Source organism: Streptococcus sp. oral taxon 058 str. F0407, assembly GCF_000235485.1.
Taxonomy (GTDB): Bacteria; Bacillota; Bacilli; order Lactobacillales; family Streptococcaceae; genus Streptococcus.
Genome location: NZ_JH378879.1, coordinates 39596 through 61190, shown reverse-complemented (window position 1 = coordinate 61190; position 21595 = coordinate 39596). Strand labels below are relative to the sequence as shown.

Sequence of the window (21595 nt, the reverse complement as noted above, 5' to 3'; positions counted from 1 at the left end):
CGCTAAATTTTCAAAGATAGCAAAAAAAGAGCCCATCGGCTCTTTTTACTTTATTCTCCTTCAAAGGCATCTTTAATATGGTCAAAGAAGCCCTTTTTCTTTGGATTGACTTTCAAGTCACCTGCAGCTGCGAATTCTTTAAGCGCAGCTTTTTGGCGGTCGTTCAAACCTGTCGGAGTCACGACATTAACGGTAACGTATTGGTCACCAACGGCACCACCACGAAGGCTTGGTGCTCCCTTGCCACGTAGACGGAATTTCTTGCCAGTCTGAGTTCCCTCTGGGATAACCAATTCGACAGCGCCATGCACGGTTGGAATTTCCACAGTATCTCCTAGAGCTACTTGAACAATATTAAGGTTCAGCTTGTAGAAAATGGTTGTTCCTTCACGTTCAAATTTATCACTGGCTTCAACTGAAACCACCACGTACAAGTCCCCATAAGGTCCACCGTTAAAGCCTGCTTCACCTTGACCAGCTAGGCGGATTTGTTGGCCAGTTTCCACACCAGCAGGGATTTTTACATGTACGCTATGAGCTTGTTTTTCATGACCTGTTCCATGACATGTAGTACATGGGTCTTTAATTTCTTTTCCGCGACCATGACAGACATCACAGGTTACTTGGCGACGCATCATACCAAGAGGAGTCTGCGTATCGACGTTAATGACACCAGCACCATGACAGCGTCCACAAGTGACTGGACTTGTTCCTGGCTTAGCACCAGATCCGTTACATGTACGACAGCTTGCTTCACGACTGTATTTCACTTCTTTTTCCGTTCCGAAGATGGCTTCTTCAAAAGTCAAATTCACACGGTACTGGAGGTCATCCCCTTGACGAGGAGCGTTTGGATTGCGCGAAGCTCCACCTCCGCCAAAGAAACTTGAGAAGATATCCTCAAAACCACCGAAGCCACTTGCTCCGTCAAAGCCACCGAAACCACCAGCACCACCAAAGCCACCGTTGGCACCCGCAGCACCATATTGGTCGTAGGCTGCACGTTTTTGGTCGTCACTCAAAGTCTCATAGGCTTCTTGAACTTCCTTGTATTTTTCCTCAGCGCCAGGCTCCTTGTTGATATCTGGGTGATATTTTTTTGAAAGCTTACGATAAGCCTTTTTGATCTCGTCTGCCGAAGCGTTTTTTGACACCCCCAGACGATCATAAAATTCAGTATTGTTCATACAAGATACTAAGAGCGAACAGAAAGCGACTGAAATTTAGGAAACCGACAAGAAATCCTGATTTCTTAGGAGGTTTATCTAATTTCCAAGCTTTCCGCTCGAGTTCAATTACGAACACCCTTGTTCCTTTCTGTTAATATTGTGGAACGAAACCACGATTTAAGTCGGGTTCAATTCCTTTCTTTTATATTGAGTAAGAAAGCTCAGAGCTCGAGTTCAATTTCTCGAACACCCTTGTTCCTTTCTATAATTTTTATGTAAATCTTTAGAAGCTGTTTTCTATACTCTGCTTCACTTGATCAAACTCTTCATCTGATAGAGTAAATATCAAATCCTCTTCAGCATACTCGTTCTGTTCTTTAAAATAGTTGTCCGTATTCTCTGCCAACCCTAAACCGAAAATCACTTTTCTTGCAAACTCTTGATGTGCAAAACCGATAGCCGTAATGATTTGTTTATCTTGGACAAGAATTTTCGGTTGGAAATTCTCACGTGGAAGAAATTCAAAATAGTCAAAGAAGTTTTGCCAAATTCCACCTGTAAATTTCGTGTCCTTCAACAAGCCTGCTTTCGCCAATAAAAGGGGCGCTGAAGAAATGGCTGTAATTAGGATATCTTGCTCATTAAGACTTTTCAAAAACGAGATCAATTTCTCATCTTGTAGAGCAGGACCTATATTTACCATTCCTGGCAAAATCACACAAGAATAATCTTCTATACGGATCTGATCCAATGTTTTCGTCGGTTGACAAGGCAAACCATCCTCAGAGACCACCATCGAATTCTCAGAAGCTACATAATCAATCGTGATATCAAAAGACAGAGCTAAAGTACTCGTTAAAGTGGTTATCTCATAAAGAGAAAAATTAGTATAAATGATACAAAGTACTTTTTTCATACGCAACATCCTCTATTTTATCGAAAAACAGAGGCTGGGTTGCAACCTCTGGATTTCTATACTTTATGATTTATAACGGAATCGCATAGCCTTTCCATTTACTAACATCATATTTATCTTCACAATTGTCACAATAGCAAAATGCATCTGAAAAGGTTGCTTCATAACCGTAACCACTACCATTCGGACGTTCTTTAGACCAGACAACAGTTCCTTGACCACAAGGGCATTTATAAGTCCTCACTCTTTCATCATATGTACCATTTTCATGAGTTTCATCAGAGATGAGTTCCAATTCAATTCTATCATTCATATCAATACCTCAAATTCTTATTTTTCCGTAAACTCTCCGTCTACGACGTCATCGCCTGCGTTTCCTGTTGCTTGTGCGCCTTCTGCTCCTGCTTGAGCTTGTTGGGCTGCGGCGGCTTGTTCGTAGAGTTTCACTGCCAAAGCTTGCGCTTTTTCGTTGAGAGCTTCGAGTTTTACTTTCATGTCGTCCAAGTTGTTGTCTTCTTGGGCTTTCTTAAGGTCATCAAGGGCAGCTTGGGCAGCATCACGTTCTGCATCGAATCCTTTGCCTTCAGTTTCCTTGATTGTCTTTTCAGTCGTAAAGATTGCTTGGTCCACTTCGTTACGAAGGTCTACTTCTTCTTTACGTTTCTTATCTGCTTCAGCGTTAGCTTCAGCATCTTTCATCATGCGGTCGATTTCTTCGTCTGTCAATCCTGAGTTTGATTGGATAACAATTGTTTGTTCTTTTTGAGTTCCAAGGTCTTTGGCCTTAACAGATACGATACCGTTCTTATCGATGTCAAATGTCACTTCAATTTGAGGAATTCCACGAGGTGCAGCTGGGATATCTGTCAATTGGAAACGTCCAAGAGTCTTGTTATCTGCTGCCATAGGGCGTTCCCCTTGAAGAACGTGGATATCAACGGCTGGTTGGTTGTCTGCTGCTGTTGAGAAGACTTGTGATTTAGATGTTGGAATAGTTGTGTTACGGTCGATGAGTTTTGTGAAGACGCCACCCATTGTTTCGATACCAAGTGACAATGGTGTTACGTCAAGAAGGACAACGTCTTTGACATCACCAGTGATGACACCACCTTGGATCGCAGCACCCATAGCAACAACCTCATCAGGGTTTACTGATTTGTTTGGTTCTTTACCAGTTTCAGCTTTCACAGCTTCTACAACGGCTGGGATACGAGTTGAACCACCAACAAGAATCACTTCGTCAATTTCTGACAAGCTCAAACCTGCATCTGAAAGGGCTTGACGAACTGGAACTTTTGTACGTTCAACAAGGTCACGAGTCAAGTCGTCAAATTTCGCACGAGTCAAGGTCATTTCCAAGTGAAGAGGTCCAGCTTCACCAGCAGTGATAAACGGCAAGCTGATTTGAGTTGAAGTTACACCAGAAAGGTCTTTCTTCGCTTTTTCAGCTGCATCTTTCAAACGTTGCATTGCCATCTTGTCAGTAGACAAGTCAATACCGTTTTCTTTATTGAATTCTGCTACCAAGTGATCGATGATTTTTTGGTCAAAGTCGTCACCACCAAGTTTGTTATCCCCTGCAGTTGACAATACGTCGAAGACACCGTCACCCAATTCAAGGATAGAGACGTCGAATGTACCACCACCAAGGTCAAATACCAAGATTTTTTCTTCTTTGTCAGTCTTGTCCAAACCGTAAGCAAGAGCTGCTGCAGTTGGTTCATTGACGATACGTTCTACTTCAAGACCAGCAATTTTACCTGCATCTTTTGTTGCTTGACGTTGGGCATCGTTAAAATAAGCTGGAACTGTGATAACTGCTTTCGTTACTTTTTCACCAAGGTAGTCTTCAGCATAGCCTTTCAAGTATTGAAGGATCATAGCTGAGATTTCTTGTGGAGTGTATTCTTTACCGTTAGCAGAAACTTTTTCAGAAGTACCCATCTTAGATTTGATAGAGATGACTGTATCTGGATTTGTTACTGCTTGACGTTTTGCAGCGTCACCAACGATGATTTCACCGTTTTTGAATGATACTACAGATGGAGTTGTACGATTTCCTTCTGGGTTTGCGATGATTTTGCTTTCGGTTCCTTCAAGAACTGCAACTGCTGAGTTTGTTGTACCTAAGTCAATACCGATAATTTTAGACATGTGTTGTTCTCCTTGTTAGTTAATTTTCTATTTTTCTTTTTGATACTCTTCTTAGGTGGCGGCGCCGTCATAGCTTGACTTCGTCAATCTCTTTGACTAAACTTTGAGCCTAAGGTCTCAAAGTTTGCGTAAATAGCACCACGGCGAAGAGTATCGCCTTTGGTTCACTTCGCTCACTATTGCTAAAGCTGAACCATTGTTTATCTTTCTTCATAGTTTATTGTCGTTTCGGACAAGATTTTTCAAGTTTTCTAGCCTAGTTATACACTACTACCATTGCCGGACGTAGGATGCGGTCATGGAGTTTATAGCCTTTTTGGAAGACTTGGGCGATGGTATCTGCCGGATGTTCTTCGTCTGCTGGGAGAGTTTGGATAGCCATGTGGTAGTTATGATCAAATGCTCCGTCAGCTGCGATTTCTTCGATTCCTTCTTCTTTCAAAGCGTGAATCAAGCTTTCTTGCACCATTTCCAAGCCCTTCTTCACATCATCTGTCAAACCTTCAACTGCTAGTGCACGTTCTAGGTTGTCGAGCGATGGTAAGATTGCTTTTGCCAAATCTTGACTACGATAGCGTTGCAAGTTTTGACGCTCCTCATTGGCACGACGTTGGATATTTTGCATTTCTGCATGAGCGCGAAGATATTTATTTTCGAACTCGTCCGCACGTTCATTGGCTAGTTCTAACTCTGTTTTCTCAGGAGTAGTTTCTACAGCTTCTTCAGTAGCTTCCACAACTTCCTCTTCTTTTACTTCTTCGTTTTTTATTTCCTCAGACATTTTTCGCCTCCTTTTTAGGAATTTATGTAATTTCATGTTCAACTCACCTCATAATGATTACTACTCAAATAGCGGTAGAAATCTGTGAGTTTCATAGTTAAGACTCGATTGACCACATTGACCTGGTTGATTAGTTGCTGGTAGTCCAGATTGACTGGACCGATAATCGCCAGAATTCCAAAACCACGATAAGGGATGAGGAATTTACTGCTAATCACTGCTAGAGCAGCTAGACAAGACTCTTGACTGTCCGCAACGCGGACATTTTGCATTTGATTTTCATGCAGACCTTCACGAATTTCCAGAGCCACTTTCTGTGGTTGGTCAAAGAATTGATAAGCTGCTAGATTGGCAAAATTCAAGAGATTAACCTTGCCCGCCACTACAATGTTTTCATTGAACATTTCCTTAAAAATGTGTTCAAAGAGATCCATAACATTGTCCGTTGTTGTAAAGTAACGCTGGATAATCTGCGGAATCTCCGTCCGAATCTTGTAGTGAATATTCAGAACGGTGTGACCGAGGAAACGTTCCTGAATGATGCTCTTCAGTTTCAGCAAATCTTCCTGCAAGAAGTTCCTTGGAATCAGAAACTGACTGGTAACCGTTCGCGATTCGTCTAGGGTAAATACTGCCAAGGCTGTATGTTGCCCTAGAACGACAATATCGAAAGCCGTCAGGCGCTGTCTACTTGGCTCAACATCCAGAGCCACTACCGTACAGCCACTCAGGTCTGTTAGTAAATTAGCAGCCTCTTGCAAAATATCCTCCAATTTGAAAAATTCCTGATCAAAGGCTTTGACGATTTCGTATACCTCATTTTCAGCCAGTCGGTCAAAATCCAGTGAGTGTTTCACATAGTACTGAAAACCAGCGACACTTGGCATCCGACCACTGGAAGTATGAGCTTTTTCAAGCAAACCTTGCTTTTCTAGAGCCGCCATATCATTACGAATGGTTGCACTGCTAGAATTGATAGACTCTTGCAAGGATTTGGATCCGACAGGTTCGTGTGTTTTGGTAAAGATGTCAATAATCAGATTTAAAATATCCTGCTGACGCTCTGTAACCATCTCATCACTCCTCTCTGTCCGATCGATTAGCACTCGATGCACTCAAGTGCTAACTCATGATTCTATTATACACCCTTGAAAGAGAATGTCAAGACAAAAACTCAAAAAATTAGCACTCTTTTGCCGAGAGTGCTAAAAATCAGTCTGAAGACCTAGAAACTTACCTTCCATCTACTCGATATTTCCTTCTAAGCCTGAAAAAACCATAGAATAGATAAGAAATTATAAAGGCATATAGAGCAAAAATGACGAAGAAAGATTGCGACAGTTCTTCTCGAAACAAACTCATACAAACAACAAGACCACCCGAGAAAGCAGCTGTACACGAACGAAGTCTATACCGCATAACTTCCCACCTGAGAGTCTTACTCATATAGACTTGATCCTCTGGAAGTAAATCAGAAGACGATTTACGAAGAATTGAACAAGAACCTGCTTCTATCAGTTCCCAATCTCTATTTCTAAAATCTTGCAGTTCATGCTTATACTTTTTAAGAAATCTAGAATCATAGATACGGTAGATGATATCGTCCGGTTGACATTGGTCAAAATAGAAAAAACCAAAACGACTCGTTCTATACCTCCAACCTTTCAAATGCATCTCATGTAAATATTCTTCTTCCTTGTCCAAATCAAGAATGGTGAAAATTCGAAATTGTGCTTTACTTTTCATAATCCTTCCTCCAAATTAGAAAACATACATTGTTTTATTTATCAGATAATACTTTCCATTTTTGAAACAATCTCCAAAGAATATAAGAAATCTGAATCGCAAATACTATCAATAAAACACCATCTATTATGAAAATCAAAAACAATTCCCAACTGAAATAACTAACTCCACTGACAAGCTTTGAGAAAATCGGTAGTAGAGCTGAAAAGAGAAGCAAAATAGGAAGCATCCGCATTGTTAAAATGCGTTTGACCATAGCTAACTTCCCGGCCGCATCGTTATAAATTTCAAACTCGGTATCTGATTCAATTTCGGAATAAGGCTTGCTAAAGTAAGAAAAACCATTAAAGTCTGTAATATGCTCCCAGCCACAGTCTTTAAATAGTTGTAAATAGGAGGCTCTCTCTGATTTTTTCATAGGATAAAAATCCAACTGATAAGATACTTGCTCAGGTTGGCACTTTTCAAAGATATACTTAACTGTGGCCAATAAGATAGAATAGCTCACTTTTCTAAGTTTCCAACCCTTAGAATGCATTTCCCCTAGAAAAACTGCCTCCCTCTCATAATCCGCAATTGTAACAAGTCGATAAACAATTTTCTTTTCCATCATAGTTCCTCTTGACTGTTTCTGTAGAGCCGTTCAATACGTTTCAATTCAATATCTAAGACTTTGCGTCCCAAGTCTGTAATCTGATAGATTTTCCGTTTTTCTTCTTCTCGGACAAAGAAAATCAAACCATCCTTTTCCATCTTTGACAAGGTTCCATACATAGTTCCAGGACTAATCAAGACTTGCGAATCTGTCATCTCCTTGACCTTTTGGGTAATGCTATAACCATGACGTTCCTTTTGCAGACAGAACAAGATATAAAAGCCCGTTTCCGTCATCGGAAGATAAACTCGACGAATCTTATCCGTTAATTCCATTTACAACCACCTCCTATTCAGTTCGATATATCGCACTTCGTTACATAAAATATATCACACCTCGATATAAAACGCAAGAAAAAAGACCGCCCTCAGGCAATCTTTCTTCTATATTAGTAAAGATCAAGATAATTATCAACTTCCCATTGTGAAACGAAGGTTGCATAACTAGCCCACTCGATACGTTTGGCTTCAAGGAAGCTAGTGTAGATGTGGTCTCCGAGGGCAGCCTTAACCACTTCGTCCTCAGTCAAAGCTTTCAAAGCGTTGTGAAGCGTTGATGGAAGGTCTGTGATTCCAGCTTCCTTACGCTCTTCTGCTGTCATGATGTAGATATTTTCTTCGATAGGAGCTGGTGCTTCGATTTTGTTTTCAATACCATGCAAACCAACTTCCAACAGAACAGCCATCGCGATGTATGGGTTTGCCATCGGGTCTACTGAGCGCAACTCAAGACGAGTCCCCATTCCACGTGAAGCAGGCACGCGCACAAGTGGCGAACGGTTACGACCAGCCCAAGCAATGTAAACAGGCGCTTCATAACCTGGAACCAAACGTTTGTATGAATTAACTGTTGGGTTCATGATAGCAGTATAGTTGTAGGCATGCTTGATCAAACCTCCAAGGAAATGGTAGGCCGTTTCTGACAACTGCATTCCTTTTGGATCATTTGGATCAAAGAAGGCGTTATTTCCTTCTGCATCAAACAAGGACATATTGCAGTGCATACCTGATCCAGCGATACCAAATTTTGGTTTTGCCATAAAGGTTGCATAAAGACCGTGTTTACGAGCAATGGTTTTTACAACGAGCTTAAAGATTTGAATCTTATCACAGGCACGGAGGACTTCATCATACTTGAAGTCAATTTCATGTTGTCCAACCGCAACCTCGTGGTGACTTGCTTCTACTTCAAATCCCATTTTGGTCAAGACATTCACAATCTCACGACGCGTATTGTCCGCAAGGTCAGTAGGCGCCAAATCAAAGTAGCCACCCTTGTCATTTACCTCAAGTGTTGGGTCCCCATTTTCATCCAATTTAAATAGGAAGAATTCTGGTTCTGGCCCAAGGTTGAAAGATTTGAATCCTACTTCTTCCATATGACGAAGTGCACGTTTGAGATTACCACGAGGGTCACCTGCAAATGGTTCACCTTCTGTTGTATAGACATCACAGATCAAACCTGCAACACTTCCATTTTCATCTCCCCAAGGGAAGACTGTCCATGTATCCAAGTCTGGGTACAAGTACATATCTGACTCATTGATACGTACAAAACCTTCAATAGAAGATCCATCAAACATGGCTTTGTTTGACAAGACCTTGTCTAACTGTTCATCTGTAGCAGGAATTTCGACGTTTTTCATAGTTCCCAGAATATCTGAAAACATGAGACGGATAAAGGTAACATTTTTTTCCTTGACTTCACGACGAATATCTGCAGCTGTGATTGGCATGAGTTTTCTCCTTAATTTTTGACTACTTGCGATTGCCTAACCGCGACCAAAAGGCGACTGTGCTGAAGCAAAGCGTCCCTGTTGGAGGAGCTCATTATGAAGCGCACGACGCACCTCCGTTGGGCTCACTGCTTTCTTGGATTTCGCCTCACGTTCAGCATATTTTTTCTTAATAGCAGCAATATTGAAACCTTCAGAGATATAATCTTTGATTTCAAGCAAACGATCCATGTCATTCAAAGAATACATGCGACGGTTCCCTTCGTTTCGATCAGGTTTTATCAACTCTTGATCTTCGTAATAACGAATCTGACGCGCCGAGAGATCGGTTAATTTCATAACACTGCCGATAGGAAAAACAGCCATATTTCGGCGAAATTCTTTTTCCTTCATTTACAATTTCCTTCTTTCTGTCTATTATAGTCTAAAAAAACATATACGTCAATTAATAATGTCATAAAATATAACATTATTTTCTTTTTTTCTCCAAAAGATTTCTGAAACGATCAATATCATAATTTACGAGTATGGCCACAAAAACACCCATAAAAGTTTCAAATACACGCGCAAACACGTACAAAAATGTTTCTCCGCTTGGTATTGATAGGGTAATGATCAACATAGCCGCTACACCACCGATAACTCCTGCCTTGTTGTTCATAGCAACATTTGTCATAATGGTTAACATGGTACATATTGGAACAACCAGCAAGGTCACCCAAAAGGCTTCTTGAAATAGAGTGTTTAAGAGGAAGAAAACAAGAGCGTAGAAACCACCGATACTGTTTCCTAGAATGCGTGATGTTCCAAAATGAACACTCTTATCAAAACTCTCTCTCAAACTAAAGACTGCTGTCAAAGCCCCAATTTGAAGTCCCTTCCAACCAAAAAATCCAAAAATCAAGAGAACTAAAAAAACAGCGATTCCGGTTTTAAAGGTTCGTAGACCAAGCTTGAACTGTGACTTATCAAATTTATATTTTTTAAAATAACCCATAATCTCAACTTTCTATTTCCATTTTATCATAAATTAGTTGATTTTATGAGCCAAAATCAATCGGAAACGTTTTTAATTCAAGCTACAAGAAAAAGAGGAAACAAAGTTCCTCTTTTCATCGTTTTATTTACGAAAGCTTATTTTTCTGTAAGTGCAGCCAATCCTGGCAACACTTTACCTTCAAGGAGTTCCATTGAAGCTCCACCACCAGTTGAGATCCATGAGAACTTGTCTGCACGACCAAGGTTGATCGCTGCCGCAGCTGAGTCACCACCACCGATGATTGATTTCACGCCTGGTTGTTTCACGATAGCGTCCATGACACCGATTGTACCAGCTTGGAAGTCAGGGTTTTCAAATACACCCATTGGTCCGTTCCAAACAACTGTTTTCGCACCAGTCAAAGCTTCGTCAAATTTAGCGATTGATTTTGGACCGATATCCAAACCAAGGAAGCCTGGATCTACTGCTTCACCTTCAGTATCTTTCACTTCAGTATAGTCAGCAAATGCGTTTGCTTCTTTTGAGTCAACTGGCAAGATCAATTTGCCGTTTGCTTTTTCAAGAAGAGCTTTAGCGACATCCAATTTGTCTTCTTCTACAAGTGAGTTACCGATTTCGATACCTTGTGCTTTGTAGAATGTGTAAGTCATCCCACCACCGATAAGGACTTTATCAGCTTTTTCAAGCAAGTTTTCGATAACACCGATCTTGTCTGAAACTTTTGAACCACCAAGGATAGCAACGAATGGGCGTTCTGGAGCTTCAACTGCTTCTTGGATGTAAGCAATTTCGTTTTCAAGAAGGAATCCAGCAACTGCTTTTTCAACGTTTGCTGAGATACCAACGTTAGATGCGTGAGCACGGTGAGCTGTACCGAATGCATCGTTTACGAAGATACCATCTCCAAGTGATGCCCAGTATTTACCAAGTTCAGGATCGTTTTTAGATTCTTTCTTGCCGTCAACATCTTCGAAACGAGTGTTTTCAACCAAGAGAACTTGTCCATCTTCAAGAGCGTTGATTGCTGCTTCCAATTCAGCACCACGAGTTACTCCTGGAAGGAAAGCAACGTCTTGACCCAATTTAGCTGCCAAGTCAGCAGCTACAGGAGCAAGTGATTTACCAGCTTTGTCTGCTTCTTCTTTTACACGGCCAAGGTGAGAGAAGAGGATAGCACGTCCACCTTGTTCAAGGATGTACTTGATAGTTGGAAGAGCTGCAGTGATACGGTTGTCGTTGGTAATCACGCCATCTTTTACAGGTACGTTGAAGTCAACACGAACGAGAACTTTTTTCCCTTTCAAGTCAACGTCTTTAACAGTCAATTTTGCCATTAGATATGACTCCTTCTTTTTTTATATGTGTTAATTATATCACAAAATCAACAAAAGAGATAGCAAAACCCTAAACTTTTCTGGTTCTTTATTGCAACTGAAACTAGCATTTCTTAAAATCAAAACTAGAAAAAACTTATCAAATAAGTAATGAATGCGAGATAAAATCATTAAAACAAGGCCTGACTAATCTACAGTCAAACCTTGTTTTTAGTTGTTAAGAGGAAATCCGATTAGTCTTCTTTCTTCTTTCTAGCAAGCAAGCCATAGCCACTCATCACTCCGAGAAGTCCCAGTGTTACTAGACTGGCATCTGTTTCTACTCCTGTATTTGGTAGTTGTTTGCTTGCTGCTTCACCTTTGGCAGATACTTCTGCAGTTGGAGCATTTGTACTTGGTGTAGCTGGAAGTCCCTTTTGCTCTTTAGAGAGGGTATCAGCATGAGGTTTATCTGGACTTGGCGCCACTTCTTTTGTTCCCACTTCTGTGATTTCTGGGAGAGCTTCTTTGAGGATTTCTGTTGAGCGAAGAGTGCGATTGCCTTGGGCATCTACTTCTACTAGACGACGAACTTGTCCTTCCACACCTGCTTGAACTAGCTGGCCTTGTCCTTTAAGAAGGCTTGCATTTGGTCGCTCTTGACGTTCGAAGGCCACTGTATCCTCTTCAATTTCTAGTTTCGGAATTTCTAAAACTAGGTCTTTTACTCCCTCAGCCGGTTGGTTACTTGACAGAACTTTTGTACCAACTTCTGTGATTTCTGGGATAGCTTCCTTAAGAACTTCTGTTGAACGAAGGGTGCGTTTGCCTTGGGCATCTACTTCTACTAGACGACGAATTTGCCCTTCTTCTCCTTTTTGGACAAGTTGACGTTGACCTTTCAGAAGTTCTGGAGTCTCACGTTCTTGGCGTTCATAGGCTTTCGTTTCTGTTTCAATAACTAGTTCAGGGAGAGCTTCAACCGTTGGAGCCACTTCATTTGGATCCATGCTTCCAACATGATGGCTTTCTTCTGCAGGTGCTAGTTTCTTATTCAACTTTTCTTTCATGTCCGCAAAAGCTTGTGGAGTTGGCATCTCTGAAGCCAATAAAGTTTCAGCTTGGGCAATCAACTCAGCTTGAGAATCTTTTTCACGGACGGATTCGAGCAAGCCTTCCAATTCTTCTCTAGCAGTTTGATAACGTTGTTTCCCATCCAAGTCCGCACCTGCTTGTTTCAATTCATTCAAGGCTTTGTTGACTTCTTCTTGACTAGCATTGTGGTTTTCTGCTACAGTTTTCGCAGCAGTGAGTTTCTCTACTAACGCTTCTTGTTTGTCCTCACTTGAGAAGGTGTAGGCAAGGGTTGACTGACGGCCTTGGGCAGCAGTGATTTCTTGTTTGAGGTACTCATCGTTAACAGCTGCTTTTGGAGAAACCAAGGCATCAAACTCAACAGTGTGCCCCTTATAATGCAAGGTCAAGGTTTGACGGCCAGTCTTTTGAGCATCGTAGCCCGTAATTTCAACACCTTGATCTGTGAAGGCATGACTTTCTTCTGTCTCATCATCATAGAGAACGTTGAAGCGACCCTCTGCAAGATCCAGTTGATCACCTACTAGATAGTCTGTTTTCGGTTTCTGAGTAATGTACAGACCTGCTACTTCTTTCGGCTTCCCTTCATCTTGACCAGTCACTTGTACGTTTAAGTCACCAGTAACTGGAAGTCCAAGATAGCTAACTGTGAGCTTTTGTCCCCCTTTTTGATGAGCGTCGTAGCCAGATACAGTCACACCTGAGTGAGTCAGGTTGATCAGCTCATCGGCTTGTCCCCCTTCGTATTGAACACGGAGAGTGCCGCCTCTAAGGTCAAGTTTTTCTCCCTCTTTATAAACTGTCTTCTTAGGCCCTTTTTCAAGACTAACTGCAGCAATTTTTCTTTCATCCTGCGGAATCGCTACTGTCAAGGTGTTACTGATTTCTTTGCCAGGGAGTTGGGTACGATAATAGAGTAGATTTGGTTGCTTGTCAAAGGCTAATGGTGCTGTTGCCAAGTCGCCTCCAGTTTCAGACTTCAAAGTTGCAATCGGTGTTTGTGAATCTGCCTTGTCGTAAACGGTGATAGTTGCACCCGCTGGAACATCAGAGAAGCCTAGTTGAACTTGATGGTTTCCAAGTGAACGGGCAGCTACCTTAGCCATTGGAATATTTTGGCTTTCTGTATCCAAGGTTTCGTACATCTTCCAGTTGTAGATACGAATGGCCTTCCAAGGTGTCCCGTTATCTGAAGTGATAACTTTTAGACGCCAGTCTTGAGCAGTGATTGGTTTGTCAAGAGTGATATCCGTAACGTGCGCTTTGTTGCCACGGACTTCCTTAGCTAGTTTCCACTCGCCATCAATATCCTTGTAATAAAGATCAAAGTCCTTGGTGTTCATCAAACCATCGTTAACAGACTCACCGCCAGCTCCCGCATGATCCATGACCCATCTAACAATGGTACGTGGCTTGGTCAAGCGAATATCCACACTACCGCTCAACTGAGCTGAAGACCACTTATCTGACAAGCTAGTAATGGTACCGTTCAACATACCTTCGATACCTTCTCCACCTTCAGTATTTGGGAAAGTGCTATCGATAACCTTTGCACCTGGAACGATATTTTCAGCTAAAGGTCTTGGAAGAGTCGTATCCTGAACAGTCATCCCCCAGTTAAAGGATGCCGTCGCCGCTTCAGAACGAAGGCCATTTTTACCAACTGCAACGACCTTCAATTCTTGAGTCGTACCAGTCGCATTAGCAGAGCGGCTAACTTTTGGCAAGTAGATGGTTGAAGCAGATGAACCTGTCAATAAACGCCAGTTATCTCCATCTTTTTCGTAGACTTCATAGAAGTCTGCATCTTGGGTACCCGCAAATTGGACCACTGCTTCAGCTTCTTGGGCGTTTTTAAGTGATTGCTTCACCACAGAGAGACCCGTCGGCGCTTGCGGGGCTTGGTGATTGTCTGAAATTGTTAATTGTCCTAGGTTGAACTGATAATCTTTTACAGCACCCTCATGCTCAAAGAAGAGTTTAACTGCATAAATGGTTTTACCTGCTAGTGAGCTAAGGTCAATTTCTTCATTTGTCCAGTTGTCAGAAAGAGTCAGTGCTTTCCATGCCTCTGCATCCTCAAATTTGTAGTCTGGTGTCGTAGAGAAGGCCATATAAACTTTCGAGCCTTTTCCTCCCTTGTGGGCAACCCGAAGTTTGGTTTTCTCCGTTACCTCTAGTTTAGTAGAATACAAATTCACATCCTGGTCCGTCTTACCAGCTATATCACCTGAGAATTTAAGGGAATTACCACCATTGTAAGCATCTGTAAAGTCATATTCTGCACGAAGTTTTTCCCCTGTTGAAGTCTGCCACCAGCGCCATGTTGGCAAGACACCTGAAACAGAACGGTAGTTCCACTCCGAATCCTTAGAAACTTTGCTGTCTACAAACCACTTTCTACCATGGCCTGTGTTAAAGGAAGTTGTGAAAGTATGACCGATAGCTGGTGTGCGATCCGCAACTAAATTAGCAATTCCATACCACTCTTTATCAGCAGGTTTTTGAGCTGTCGGATCTCCTTGGTAACCTGTGAAGAAGATATCCTCGTTCTTGTGGTAATCTTCACCTGTTTTTCCTAGACTGGTAATCGTATCTGGTGCAAAGAGTCCAAGTGACAAACGCAACTTGCCTTTTTCATCTAAAAGAGCATCCCATTTGACTTTGGTCTTATAAGAGCCACCTTGTTGCAATTCTAAGCCTGCAAAGACATCATACTGGCTACGTTCCAGCCATTTTGCCATCTCTACAGAGTGGTCATTCTTTTCCTTGTTCCAGTTAAAATTGGCAAAAAATTGATCTGCAGGGACCTTGTCACCTTCTTTTTGCATAAACTGGTAGTTGTAGTCTCCCAAGCCATCTTCGTGGTATCGACCGTATTTGTAGGTCATGGCATCGTACCAAGCATACTTGATTGGGTGGTTGACTTTAGCTGCATATTCCTTTGTATAGAGCATGAATTGGCGCATTTTTTCACCAAGAGGTGCTACCAATTCCCCCGTTGTTTCTTGGTTGATGAAATAGCCATCAAAGCCATAGTATTTAGCAAGGTCGACAAGTTTTCGTGCGATAGGGAAGGTACCGTCCTCATCTTGCTTCAAAGCGGCAGCAAATTTCTCTTGGTCGGCAATGCTGTTTGACCAGTTGAAGAACAAGGTTCCATAAACAGGCACACCATTACGGTGGCCTGCATCAATGACATCTGGAGTTGGAACTAGACCTTCCCAGAAGACCATTGAATCCAAGTATTGCCAATAGTCAAAAGCATATGCCTTGAATTCTTCTCCACCAACAGAAGCGTGGTCTTTAGCCTTTGAGTTGGTATTTGCTAGCGCCTGAACTTTGGCTCTTCTGCTTGCTTTTTCGTTAACCAACTGACCTCTATGGCGCTTGGCTAGTTCAACTGAGGAACGATTGATGGGATCATCCTCACGCGCACCCGGTTCCCATTTCAACAAATCTTCCCAAGTATCAAACTTGATTTCTTTTGGTCGGAGACTCTTCTCTTCATTTTTAGGAACGTCTGCTAAACTTGGTTTGTCGGCTTTATTGTCAACCACTTGAGGAGCTTGCTCCGGCTTGACTCCTTCTTTGTCAGTTGCTGGAGCTGGCTCCTCAACTTTTTCTGTCGGAACTGGCTTTGCCTCTTCTTTTTCATTGAGCAAATCAGCTATTGCTGGAGTGTTTTCTGAAATTGGTTGCTCAGCTACTTTGTTTTCAGTTTTTTCTAATTGTTTTTCGATGGTCGCAGTGTCTGGACTCGCTGTTTCACTAGCGCTTGTAGCTTGGGCGCTCGTATTTGAAACTGCCTCAGGGACAGCAACCTGCTCTGCAAGAGCTGGGCTCGCAAATAGAGCTGACCCAATCATCAAAGAACAAGCTCCTATTGACAGCTTACGAATACTGTAACGACAACGTTTTTCAAAAAATAGATCTTTCATCTTATCCTCCTAATAAAACAAAAAGTAATCGCTTTACTTTTTTAGATAAAAAGCAACTGTTCTCATGGCATACCATCAGAACAGGATTATCTTCATTCTATCTTATATGAAAGCGATGTCAATCTATTTGACACAAAAACTATAACTAGGATAATAATCAGTAAAATTTGGATAGAATCCTTGCAGACATTTATACTTGGGGTAAGAACTCTATTTTAAGGACGAAATTTAAAAAAGTTAGCGATTTCTTACTAAAATATCGAGAAAACACTTGTGAGATTTACTTTTATCCTTTAAAATAGAATAGGAGAAATTCCGTTATTATTTTTCGGAGGAAAAAGAAATGTCCATTAATTGGCAGGAAATTTTATTTCACTTTTTAGGTGGTCTGGGACTGTTTTTATACAGTATTAAGACTATGGGAGACGGTTTGCAACAAGCTGCTGGAGATCGCCTTCGTTTTTACATTGACAAGTACACCAGCAATCCCTTTTTAGGTGTTCTAGTCGGGATTGTCGTGACCGCCCTGATTCAGTCAAGTACAGGGGTTACAGTTATCACGGTTGGACTGGTCAGCGCTAGCCTTCTAACTCTTAGACAGGCTATCGGAATTATCATGGGAGCCAATATTGGAACCACTGTTACTTCCTTTATCATCGGTTTCAAATTGGGTGAGTATGCTTTGCCCCTGATTTTCCTTGGAACCATGTTTCTCTTCTTTACCAAAAACAGAACAGCAAATAATATCGGGCGCATCCTGTTTGGTGTCGGGGGAATCTTCTACGCCCTCAACCTCATCAGTGCCGGTATGAGTCCTCTTAAAGATTTACCACAATTCAAGGAATATATGGTGACCTTGGGACAAAATCCTATTTTAGGAGTGGTAGCTGGTGCAGTGATTACCGTCCTCATTCAGGCCTCTTCTGCGACAATTGGGATTTTGCAAGGTCTCTATGCCGGTGGGTTCCTTGACCTTAAAGGTTCTCTACCAGTTCTCTTTGGGGATAATATCGGGACAACCCTAACAGTCATCATCGCTGCAGCTGGAGCCAACATCTCTGCCAAACGTGTTGCAGCAACCCACGTTACCTTTAACGTTTTAGGAACTATTCTTTGCTTAATCTTATTAGGCCCCTTCACTGCTATGATCGAGTACTTCCAGGCACTCCTTCACCTCTCACCTGAGATGACCATTGCCTTCTCTCACGGTGCCTTTAACGTAAGTAATACTATTGTACAATTTCCATTCATCGGAGCTTTGGCTTACTTTGTAACCAAGCTCATCCCTGGGGAAGATGAGGTTGTCAAGTACGAGCCTCTTTATCTCGACGAACAACTTATCCAGCAATCTCCTTCTATCGCACTAGGAAATGCCAAAAAAGAACTCTTGCACTTAGGGAACTATGCAGCTAAAGCTTTTGACCTTTCTTATAACTATATCATCGGTTTGGATGAAAAGGTAGCTGAAAAAGGGCACAAGACAGAGGAAGCCATCAATACCATCGATGAAAAACTCACTCGTTACCTCATCAGGCTCTCAAGCGAATCCTTAAGTCAGAAAGAAAGCGAAGTGTTGACCAACATCCTAGATTCATCGCGTGATTTGGAACGGATTGGCGACCACGCAGAAGGTTTGATCAACCTAACAGACTATCTCCAACGCAAAGATGTTCATTTTTCTGAAGCTGCTCTAGAGGAATTAGCTGATATCTATCAAAAAACTACTGAGTTTATCAAGGATGCCCTTGATAGTGTTGAGAACAATGATATTGAAAAAGCTCAAAGCCTGATTGAACGCCATAAAGAAATCAACAATATGGAACGCGTTCTCAGAAAGACCCACATCAAACGCCTTAACAAGGGCGAGTGTTCAACGCAAGCAGGGGTCAACTTTATCGACATCATTTCCCACTACACTCGTGTATCTGACCACGCCATGAACCTAGCTGAAAAGGTCATCGCTGAACAAATCTAATAAACAAGAATCCACCTTGACTTAGGTGGTTTTTTCGTCTCTTAATCAAGAATGGCTTTTCTGACGTATAAAAAATGCTTTGATTCACAATGGAATCAAAGCATTTTAAAGAGTTCACCAAACATAATAGCAGAAACCGCGGTTCCTCTGTACTTAGCTTCTTCTCTTTTGATAAAGCGAGCTAAGTTGATCAATTCAGGTGCTGGGTGTTTGGGATTTCTGAACAGTTCAAGATTGACCAGACCTGAGAGACGGACTGCCAGCAATTGCTCATTTGTAGTAGGCAGTTTCTTAGCAGTCTCTAGGAGAGCAGCGACTAAATCGTCACTCAAATCATGTCGAGCATGGTTGTAAAGATCTTTTATAAGGCTTTCTAGGTTTGGTTCTGTCATCCCAATCAACCTCCCTTATGTTTAATATTTTTTAATCAAATCAACCGTTGAGCGATTCAATTTTTTCACCAAGGCTTGCAAGAAAGCTTGAGCTTCTAGGAAGTCATCCATAGCGTAGAGGGTTTGGTGAGAATGGATATAACGAGCGCAGACACCGATAGTTGTAGATGGGACACCACCATTTTTCAGATGAGCTGCTCCAGCGTCTGTTCCGCCTTTTCCACAGTAGTATTGGTACTTGATGCCAGCTTCTTCAGCCGTTGTCAAAAGGAAATCCTTCATACCTGGGAGGAGCAAGTGACCTGGATCGTAGAAGCGAATCAAGGTTCCATCCCCAATCTTGCCTTGGCCACCATAAACATCACCAGCAGGTGAACAGTCAACAGCTAGGAAAACTTCTGGATCAAACTTAGTTGTAGATGTATGAGCACCACGCAGACCAACCTCTTCTTGGACGTTAGAACCAAGATAGAGCTCATTTCCCAGCTTTTGACCTGAAAGGGCTTCTGCTAGCTCACTTACCATAAGAACACCGTAGCGGTTGTCCCAAGCTTTTGAGATGATATTCTTTTCATTGGCTGTAAGAATTGCGCTACTATCAGGGACAATCGTGTCACCAGGACGGATGCCAAAACTTTCTGCCTCAGCCTTGTCTGCAAAACCACCATCAAAGACAATATCCGAAATAGCAGGCATAGTTGGTCCGCCCTTTCCACGTGTCAAATGTGGAGGAACAGAACCTGAGATTACAGGAATTTCACGACCGTCACGAGTAAAGAGTTTGAAACGTTGGCTGCTGACTACCATTGGATTCCAACCACCGATTTCAACGACACGGAAGGTACCATCTGGCTTAATCTCACTGACCATAAAACCAACTTCGTCCATGTGAGAAGCGACTAAGACGCGTGGTGCATCCGTAGCTTCTGAATGTTTAATTCCGAAAATACCACCCAAGCCATCTGTCACTACTTCATCCACATGCGGAGTCAACTTTTCACGAAGATAAGTCCGGACAGGCGCTTCATGACCTGAGATCGCAGCAAGCTCTGTTACTTCTTTGATTTTTGAAAATAATGTTGTCATATCAGTTCCTTCTTTCTGTCCTCCATTTTACCACTTTTTATAAGAGAAGGATAGTGGGAATCTTAATCTTCCAACTTCCTTTCTAGAGTATACAAAAAAGAATCAGGCTGATTCTTTTTGTTTATGATTCCGTTTGAGTGAAAAGTGATCTGGCACGGGATCCTTGCCTGTTTTCGACCAGGGATGGCAACGCAAAATCCGAGCCAAGCCCATCAGAACACCCTTAAAGCCATGCTTTTCAATAGCCTGAATCATGTAGTTGGAACAAGTCGGCTCAAAGCGACAAGAGGGGGGAAAAGCTGGTGAGATAAAACGTTGGTAAAAGCGTACAGGCGCTATTAAGATTCGTTTCATTATTTTTTGGTTACAGCCATGGTGTGTAGTTGGCTGATTTCTTTTTTATTAAGGCGACGGGATTCTCCCGGACGAAGACCTGTCAAGTTTAGGTGCCCAAAACGTGTCCGAGACAACTTATCCACTTGAAGACCGACGGCTTCAAACATCTTTTTAACCTGATGATTACGCCCTTCGTGGATGGTCAACTGTACCACAGAGCGATTTTTAACTGGATCCACTTTGAGAATTTCATAAACAGCTGGCTTGGTTTTCTTGCCATCAATCTCAAGACCACGAGTCAAGGGGCGGAGATTATCCTTATTGGCTACGCCTTTAACACGCGCAACGTATACCTTGTCAATCTCATTACGGGGGTGAATCATCTCGTCTGTAAAATCACCATCATTGGTCAAAATCAAAACACCTGATGTATCCCAGTCCAAACGTCCCACAGGGTAAATACGTTCTTTGACATTGGGCAAGAGGTCCACAACAGTCTTGCGGCCCTTGTCATCTGTCACACTGGAAATCACTCCACGTGGTTTATTGAGCAGATAGTAGACCTTTTCTTCATTGTAGATAGGTTGGCCTTCAACTTCAACCTTGTCGCCAGCCTTGATGGTCGTTGCTAGTTCACGCACCACTTGGCCGTTGACCGTCACCAAGCCTTGCTTGATCAGCTCTTCTGCTTTTCTCCTACTGGCCACACCTGCGTGGGCAATATATTTATTGATTCTCATCTTCTTCTATCCTTTCACCAAATAATTGGCTTTCTTGGGCTTGAATCTCAAGCTCATCAATCACTGGTAATTCTTCTAAATGGTTAATTCCCATGTAATCTAGGAAATAATCCGTAGTCACATAGAGGTTGGGGCGACCCAACACTTCTTTTTTCCCGTCTTCTCGTATCAAATCAAATGCCTGCAACTTTGCCAAGGCCCCACTCGAGTTGACCCCACGGATAGCATCAATTTCTATCCGCGTAATCGGCTGCTTATAGGCAATGATGGACAAGGTCTCAAGGGCAGCCCGAGATAAACTCTGGTTAATGGGCGCCTTGGAGTATTCCTTCAAAATCGCTGCAAATTGAGGCTTGGTGACCAATCTGTATGCACCACCTGTCTCAATCAGGGACAAGCTCGACTCTTGGTCTTTTTCATACTTCTGGGCTAATTTTTCTAAACTCTGCTGGATGCCTGTCGGGGGAAGCGATAGGAGTTCAGCCAACTGACGGACTCGAATCCCATCTTCACCTGCTACAAACAAGAGCGCTTCTATTTCTGCTAAAGTACTCATCTTTC

General features: G+C 42.2%; 20 protein-coding genes. 1 reads left to right on the top strand and 19 read right to left on the bottom strand.

The window, feature by feature from the left end; genetic code table 11:
* Positions 1 to 50: 50 nt before the first annotated feature.
* The 14 genes from dnaJ to HMPREF9184_RS00565 form a co-directional block, all read right to left on the bottom strand.
* Positions 51 to 1187, bottom strand: coding sequence for a molecular chaperone DnaJ (gene dnaJ, locus HMPREF9184_RS00630; protein WP_009444066.1), 1137 nt, complete (start codon positions 1185 to 1187; stop codon positions 51 to 53).
* A 265-nt stretch (positions 1188 to 1452) separates the two neighbouring features.
* The gene (locus HMPREF9184_RS00625) at positions 1453 to 2085 is read right to left on the bottom strand and encodes a DJ-1/PfpI family protein (protein ID WP_000756350.1); all 633 of its coding nucleotides are present in this window, start codon (positions 2083 to 2085) and stop codon (positions 1453 to 1455) included.
* 70 nt (positions 2086 to 2155) lie between these two features.
* Complete coding sequence (locus HMPREF9184_RS00620; RefSeq protein ID WP_000999833.1) at positions 2156 to 2398, bottom strand: hypothetical protein; 243 nt, start codon at positions 2396 to 2398, stop codon at positions 2156 to 2158.
* Between the two features lie 17 nt (positions 2399 to 2415).
* Positions 2416 to 4239, bottom strand: coding sequence for a molecular chaperone DnaK (dnaK, locus tag HMPREF9184_RS00615; protein ID WP_000034676.1), 1824 nt, complete (start codon positions 4237 to 4239; stop codon positions 2416 to 2418).
* Positions 4240 to 4495: 256 nt separating this feature from the next.
* Positions 4496 to 5020: a nucleotide exchange factor GrpE gene (grpE, locus tag HMPREF9184_RS00610; protein WP_001288013.1), complete on the bottom strand. Its 525-nt coding sequence runs from the start codon at positions 5018 to 5020 to the stop codon at positions 4496 to 4498.
* Between the two features lie 38 nt (positions 5021 to 5058).
* Entirely contained in the window at positions 5059 to 6093 is a 1035-nt protein-coding gene (gene hrcA / locus HMPREF9184_RS00605; protein WP_000255784.1) for a heat-inducible transcriptional repressor HrcA, read from the bottom strand.
* A gap of 160 nt (positions 6094 to 6253) precedes the next feature.
* A complete protein-coding gene (locus tag HMPREF9184_RS00600; protein ID WP_000836733.1) occupies positions 6254 to 6766 on the bottom strand; it encodes a DUF2812 domain-containing protein in 513 nt (170 codons plus the stop codon).
* A 34-nt stretch (positions 6767 to 6800) separates the two neighbouring features.
* On the bottom strand, positions 6801 to 7376 hold the full coding sequence (locus HMPREF9184_RS00595; protein WP_033585881.1) for a DUF2812 domain-containing protein: 576 nt from the start codon (positions 7374 to 7376) through the stop codon (positions 6801 to 6803).
* Positions 7376 to 7696 carry a PadR family transcriptional regulator gene (locus HMPREF9184_RS00590; protein ID WP_000423986.1) on the bottom strand — a complete coding sequence of 107 codons (321 nt, stop codon included), beginning with the start codon at positions 7694 to 7696 and terminating at the stop codon, positions 7376 to 7378. Before HMPREF9184_RS00590 ends, HMPREF9184_RS00595 begins: the two co-directional genes overlap by 1 nt.
* Positions 7697 to 7809: 113 nt before the next feature.
* Positions 7810 to 9156: a type I glutamate--ammonia ligase gene (gene glnA / locus HMPREF9184_RS00585; protein WP_001122884.1), complete on the bottom strand. Its 1347-nt coding sequence runs from the start codon at positions 9154 to 9156 to the stop codon at positions 7810 to 7812.
* A 36-nt stretch (positions 9157 to 9192) separates the two neighbouring features.
* Positions 9193 to 9549, bottom strand: a complete 357-nt coding sequence (gene glnR, locus HMPREF9184_RS00580) for a transcriptional repressor GlnR (protein ID WP_000659541.1) — start codon at positions 9547 to 9549, stop codon at positions 9193 to 9195.
* Positions 9550 to 9625: 76 nt separating this feature from the next.
* The gene (locus tag HMPREF9184_RS00575; protein ID WP_000540313.1) at positions 9626 to 10153 is read right to left on the bottom strand and encodes an FUSC family protein; all 528 of its coding nucleotides are present in this window, start codon (positions 10151 to 10153) and stop codon (positions 9626 to 9628) included.
* A 137-nt stretch (positions 10154 to 10290) separates the two neighbouring features.
* Positions 10291 to 11490, bottom strand: a complete 1200-nt coding sequence (locus HMPREF9184_RS00570; RefSeq protein WP_001096762.1) for a phosphoglycerate kinase — start codon at positions 11488 to 11490, stop codon at positions 10291 to 10293.
* A 233-nt stretch (positions 11491 to 11723) separates the two neighbouring features.
* Complete coding sequence (locus tag HMPREF9184_RS00565; protein ID WP_000653736.1) at positions 11724 to 16505, bottom strand: endo-beta-N-acetylglucosaminidase; 4782 nt, start codon at positions 16503 to 16505, stop codon at positions 11724 to 11726.
* 343 nt (positions 16506 to 16848) lie between these two features.
* On the opposite strand from HMPREF9184_RS00565, the gene HMPREF9184_RS00560 reads away from it, so the two are divergent.
* Complete coding sequence (locus tag HMPREF9184_RS00560) at positions 16849 to 18480, top strand: Na/Pi cotransporter family protein (protein ID WP_000026654.1); 1632 nt, start codon at positions 16849 to 16851, stop codon at positions 18478 to 18480.
* A gap of 95 nt (positions 18481 to 18575) precedes the next feature.
* On the opposite strand, the gene HMPREF9184_RS00555 is transcribed toward HMPREF9184_RS00560, so the two are convergent.
* From HMPREF9184_RS00555 to scpB, 5 genes are all read right to left on the bottom strand, one after another.
* Positions 18576 to 18872 (bottom strand): bacteriocin immunity protein, encoded by a 297-nt coding sequence (locus HMPREF9184_RS00555; protein WP_000138789.1) that lies wholly within the window; start codon positions 18870 to 18872, stop codon positions 18576 to 18578.
* Between the two features lie 21 nt (positions 18873 to 18893).
* Complete coding sequence (pepA, locus tag HMPREF9184_RS00550) at positions 18894 to 19958, bottom strand: glutamyl aminopeptidase (protein WP_000209186.1); 1065 nt, start codon at positions 19956 to 19958, stop codon at positions 18894 to 18896.
* Positions 19959 to 20060: 102 nt separating this feature from the next.
* Entirely contained in the window at positions 20061 to 20312 is a 252-nt protein-coding gene (gene yidD / locus HMPREF9184_RS00545; protein WP_000821623.1) for a membrane protein insertion efficiency factor YidD, read from the bottom strand.
* Positions 20312 to 21034 (bottom strand): pseudouridine synthase, encoded by a 723-nt coding sequence (locus HMPREF9184_RS00540; RefSeq protein WP_001222213.1) that lies wholly within the window; start codon positions 21032 to 21034, stop codon positions 20312 to 20314. The genes yidD and HMPREF9184_RS00540 overlap by 1 nt, the downstream gene beginning before the upstream one ends.
* Positions 21021 to 21590, bottom strand: coding sequence for an SMC-Scp complex subunit ScpB (gene scpB, locus HMPREF9184_RS00535; RefSeq protein WP_000105288.1), 570 nt, complete (start codon positions 21588 to 21590; stop codon positions 21021 to 21023). The genes HMPREF9184_RS00540 and scpB overlap by 14 nt, the downstream gene beginning before the upstream one ends.
* Between the last annotated feature and the right edge of the window lie 5 nt (positions 21591 to 21595).

Coding starts and splice junctions, on each gene's coding strand:
- HMPREF9184_RS00560 (WP_000026654.1), top strand. CDS start 16,849: ATGTCCATTAATTGGCAGGAAATTTTATTTCACTTTTTAGGTGGTCTG.
- HMPREF9184_RS00565 (WP_000653736.1), bottom strand. CDS start 16,505: ATGAAAGATCTATTTTTTGAAAAACGTTGTCGTTACAGTATTCGTAAG.
- scpB (WP_000105288.1), bottom strand. CDS start 21,590: ATGAGTACTTTAGCAGAAATAGAAGCGCTCTTGTTTGTAGCAGGTGAA.
- HMPREF9184_RS00600 (WP_000836733.1), bottom strand. CDS start 6,766: ATGAAAAGTAAAGCACAATTTCGAATTTTCACCATTCTTGATTTGGAC.
- dnaJ (WP_009444066.1), bottom strand. CDS start 1,187: ATGAACAATACTGAATTTTATGATCGTCTGGGGGTGTCAAAAAACGCT.
- glnA (WP_001122884.1), bottom strand. CDS start 9,156: ATGCCAATCACAGCTGCAGATATTCGTCGTGAAGTCAAGGAAAAAAAT.
- glnR (WP_000659541.1), bottom strand. CDS start 9,549: ATGAAGGAAAAAGAATTTCGCCGAAATATGGCTGTTTTTCCTATCGGC.
- pepA (WP_000209186.1), bottom strand. CDS start 19,958: ATGACAACATTATTTTCAAAAATCAAAGAAGTAACAGAGCTTGCTGCG.
- HMPREF9184_RS00595 (WP_033585881.1), bottom strand. CDS start 7,376: ATGGAAAAGAAAATTGTTTATCGACTTGTTACAATTGCGGATTATGAG.
- hrcA (WP_000255784.1), bottom strand. CDS start 6,093: ATGGTTACAGAGCGTCAGCAGGATATTTTAAATCTGATTATTGACATC.
- HMPREF9184_RS00625 (WP_000756350.1), bottom strand. CDS start 2,085: ATGAAAAAAGTACTTTGTATCATTTATACTAATTTTTCTCTTTATGAG.
- HMPREF9184_RS00620 (WP_000999833.1), bottom strand. CDS start 2,398: ATGAATGATAGAATTGAATTGGAACTCATCTCTGATGAAACTCATGAA.
- HMPREF9184_RS00540 (WP_001222213.1), bottom strand. CDS start 21,034: ATGAGAATCAATAAATATATTGCCCACGCAGGTGTGGCCAGTAGGAGA.
- HMPREF9184_RS00590 (WP_000423986.1), bottom strand. CDS start 7,696: ATGGAATTAACGGATAAGATTCGTCGAGTTTATCTTCCGATGACGGAA.
- yidD (WP_000821623.1), bottom strand. CDS start 20,312: ATGAAACGAATCTTAATAGCGCCTGTACGCTTTTACCAACGTTTTATC.
- HMPREF9184_RS00570 (WP_001096762.1), bottom strand. CDS start 11,490: ATGGCAAAATTGACTGTTAAAGACGTTGACTTGAAAGGGAAAAAAGTT.
- HMPREF9184_RS00555 (WP_000138789.1), bottom strand. CDS start 18,872: ATGACAGAACCAAACCTAGAAAGCCTTATAAAAGATCTTTACAACCAT.
- dnaK (WP_000034676.1), bottom strand. CDS start 4,239: ATGTCTAAAATTATCGGTATTGACTTAGGTACAACAAACTCAGCAGTT.
- HMPREF9184_RS00575 (WP_000540313.1), bottom strand. CDS start 10,153: ATGGGTTATTTTAAAAAATATAAATTTGATAAGTCACAGTTCAAGCTT.
- grpE (WP_001288013.1), bottom strand. CDS start 5,020: ATGTCTGAGGAAATAAAAAACGAAGAAGTAAAAGAAGAGGAAGTTGTG.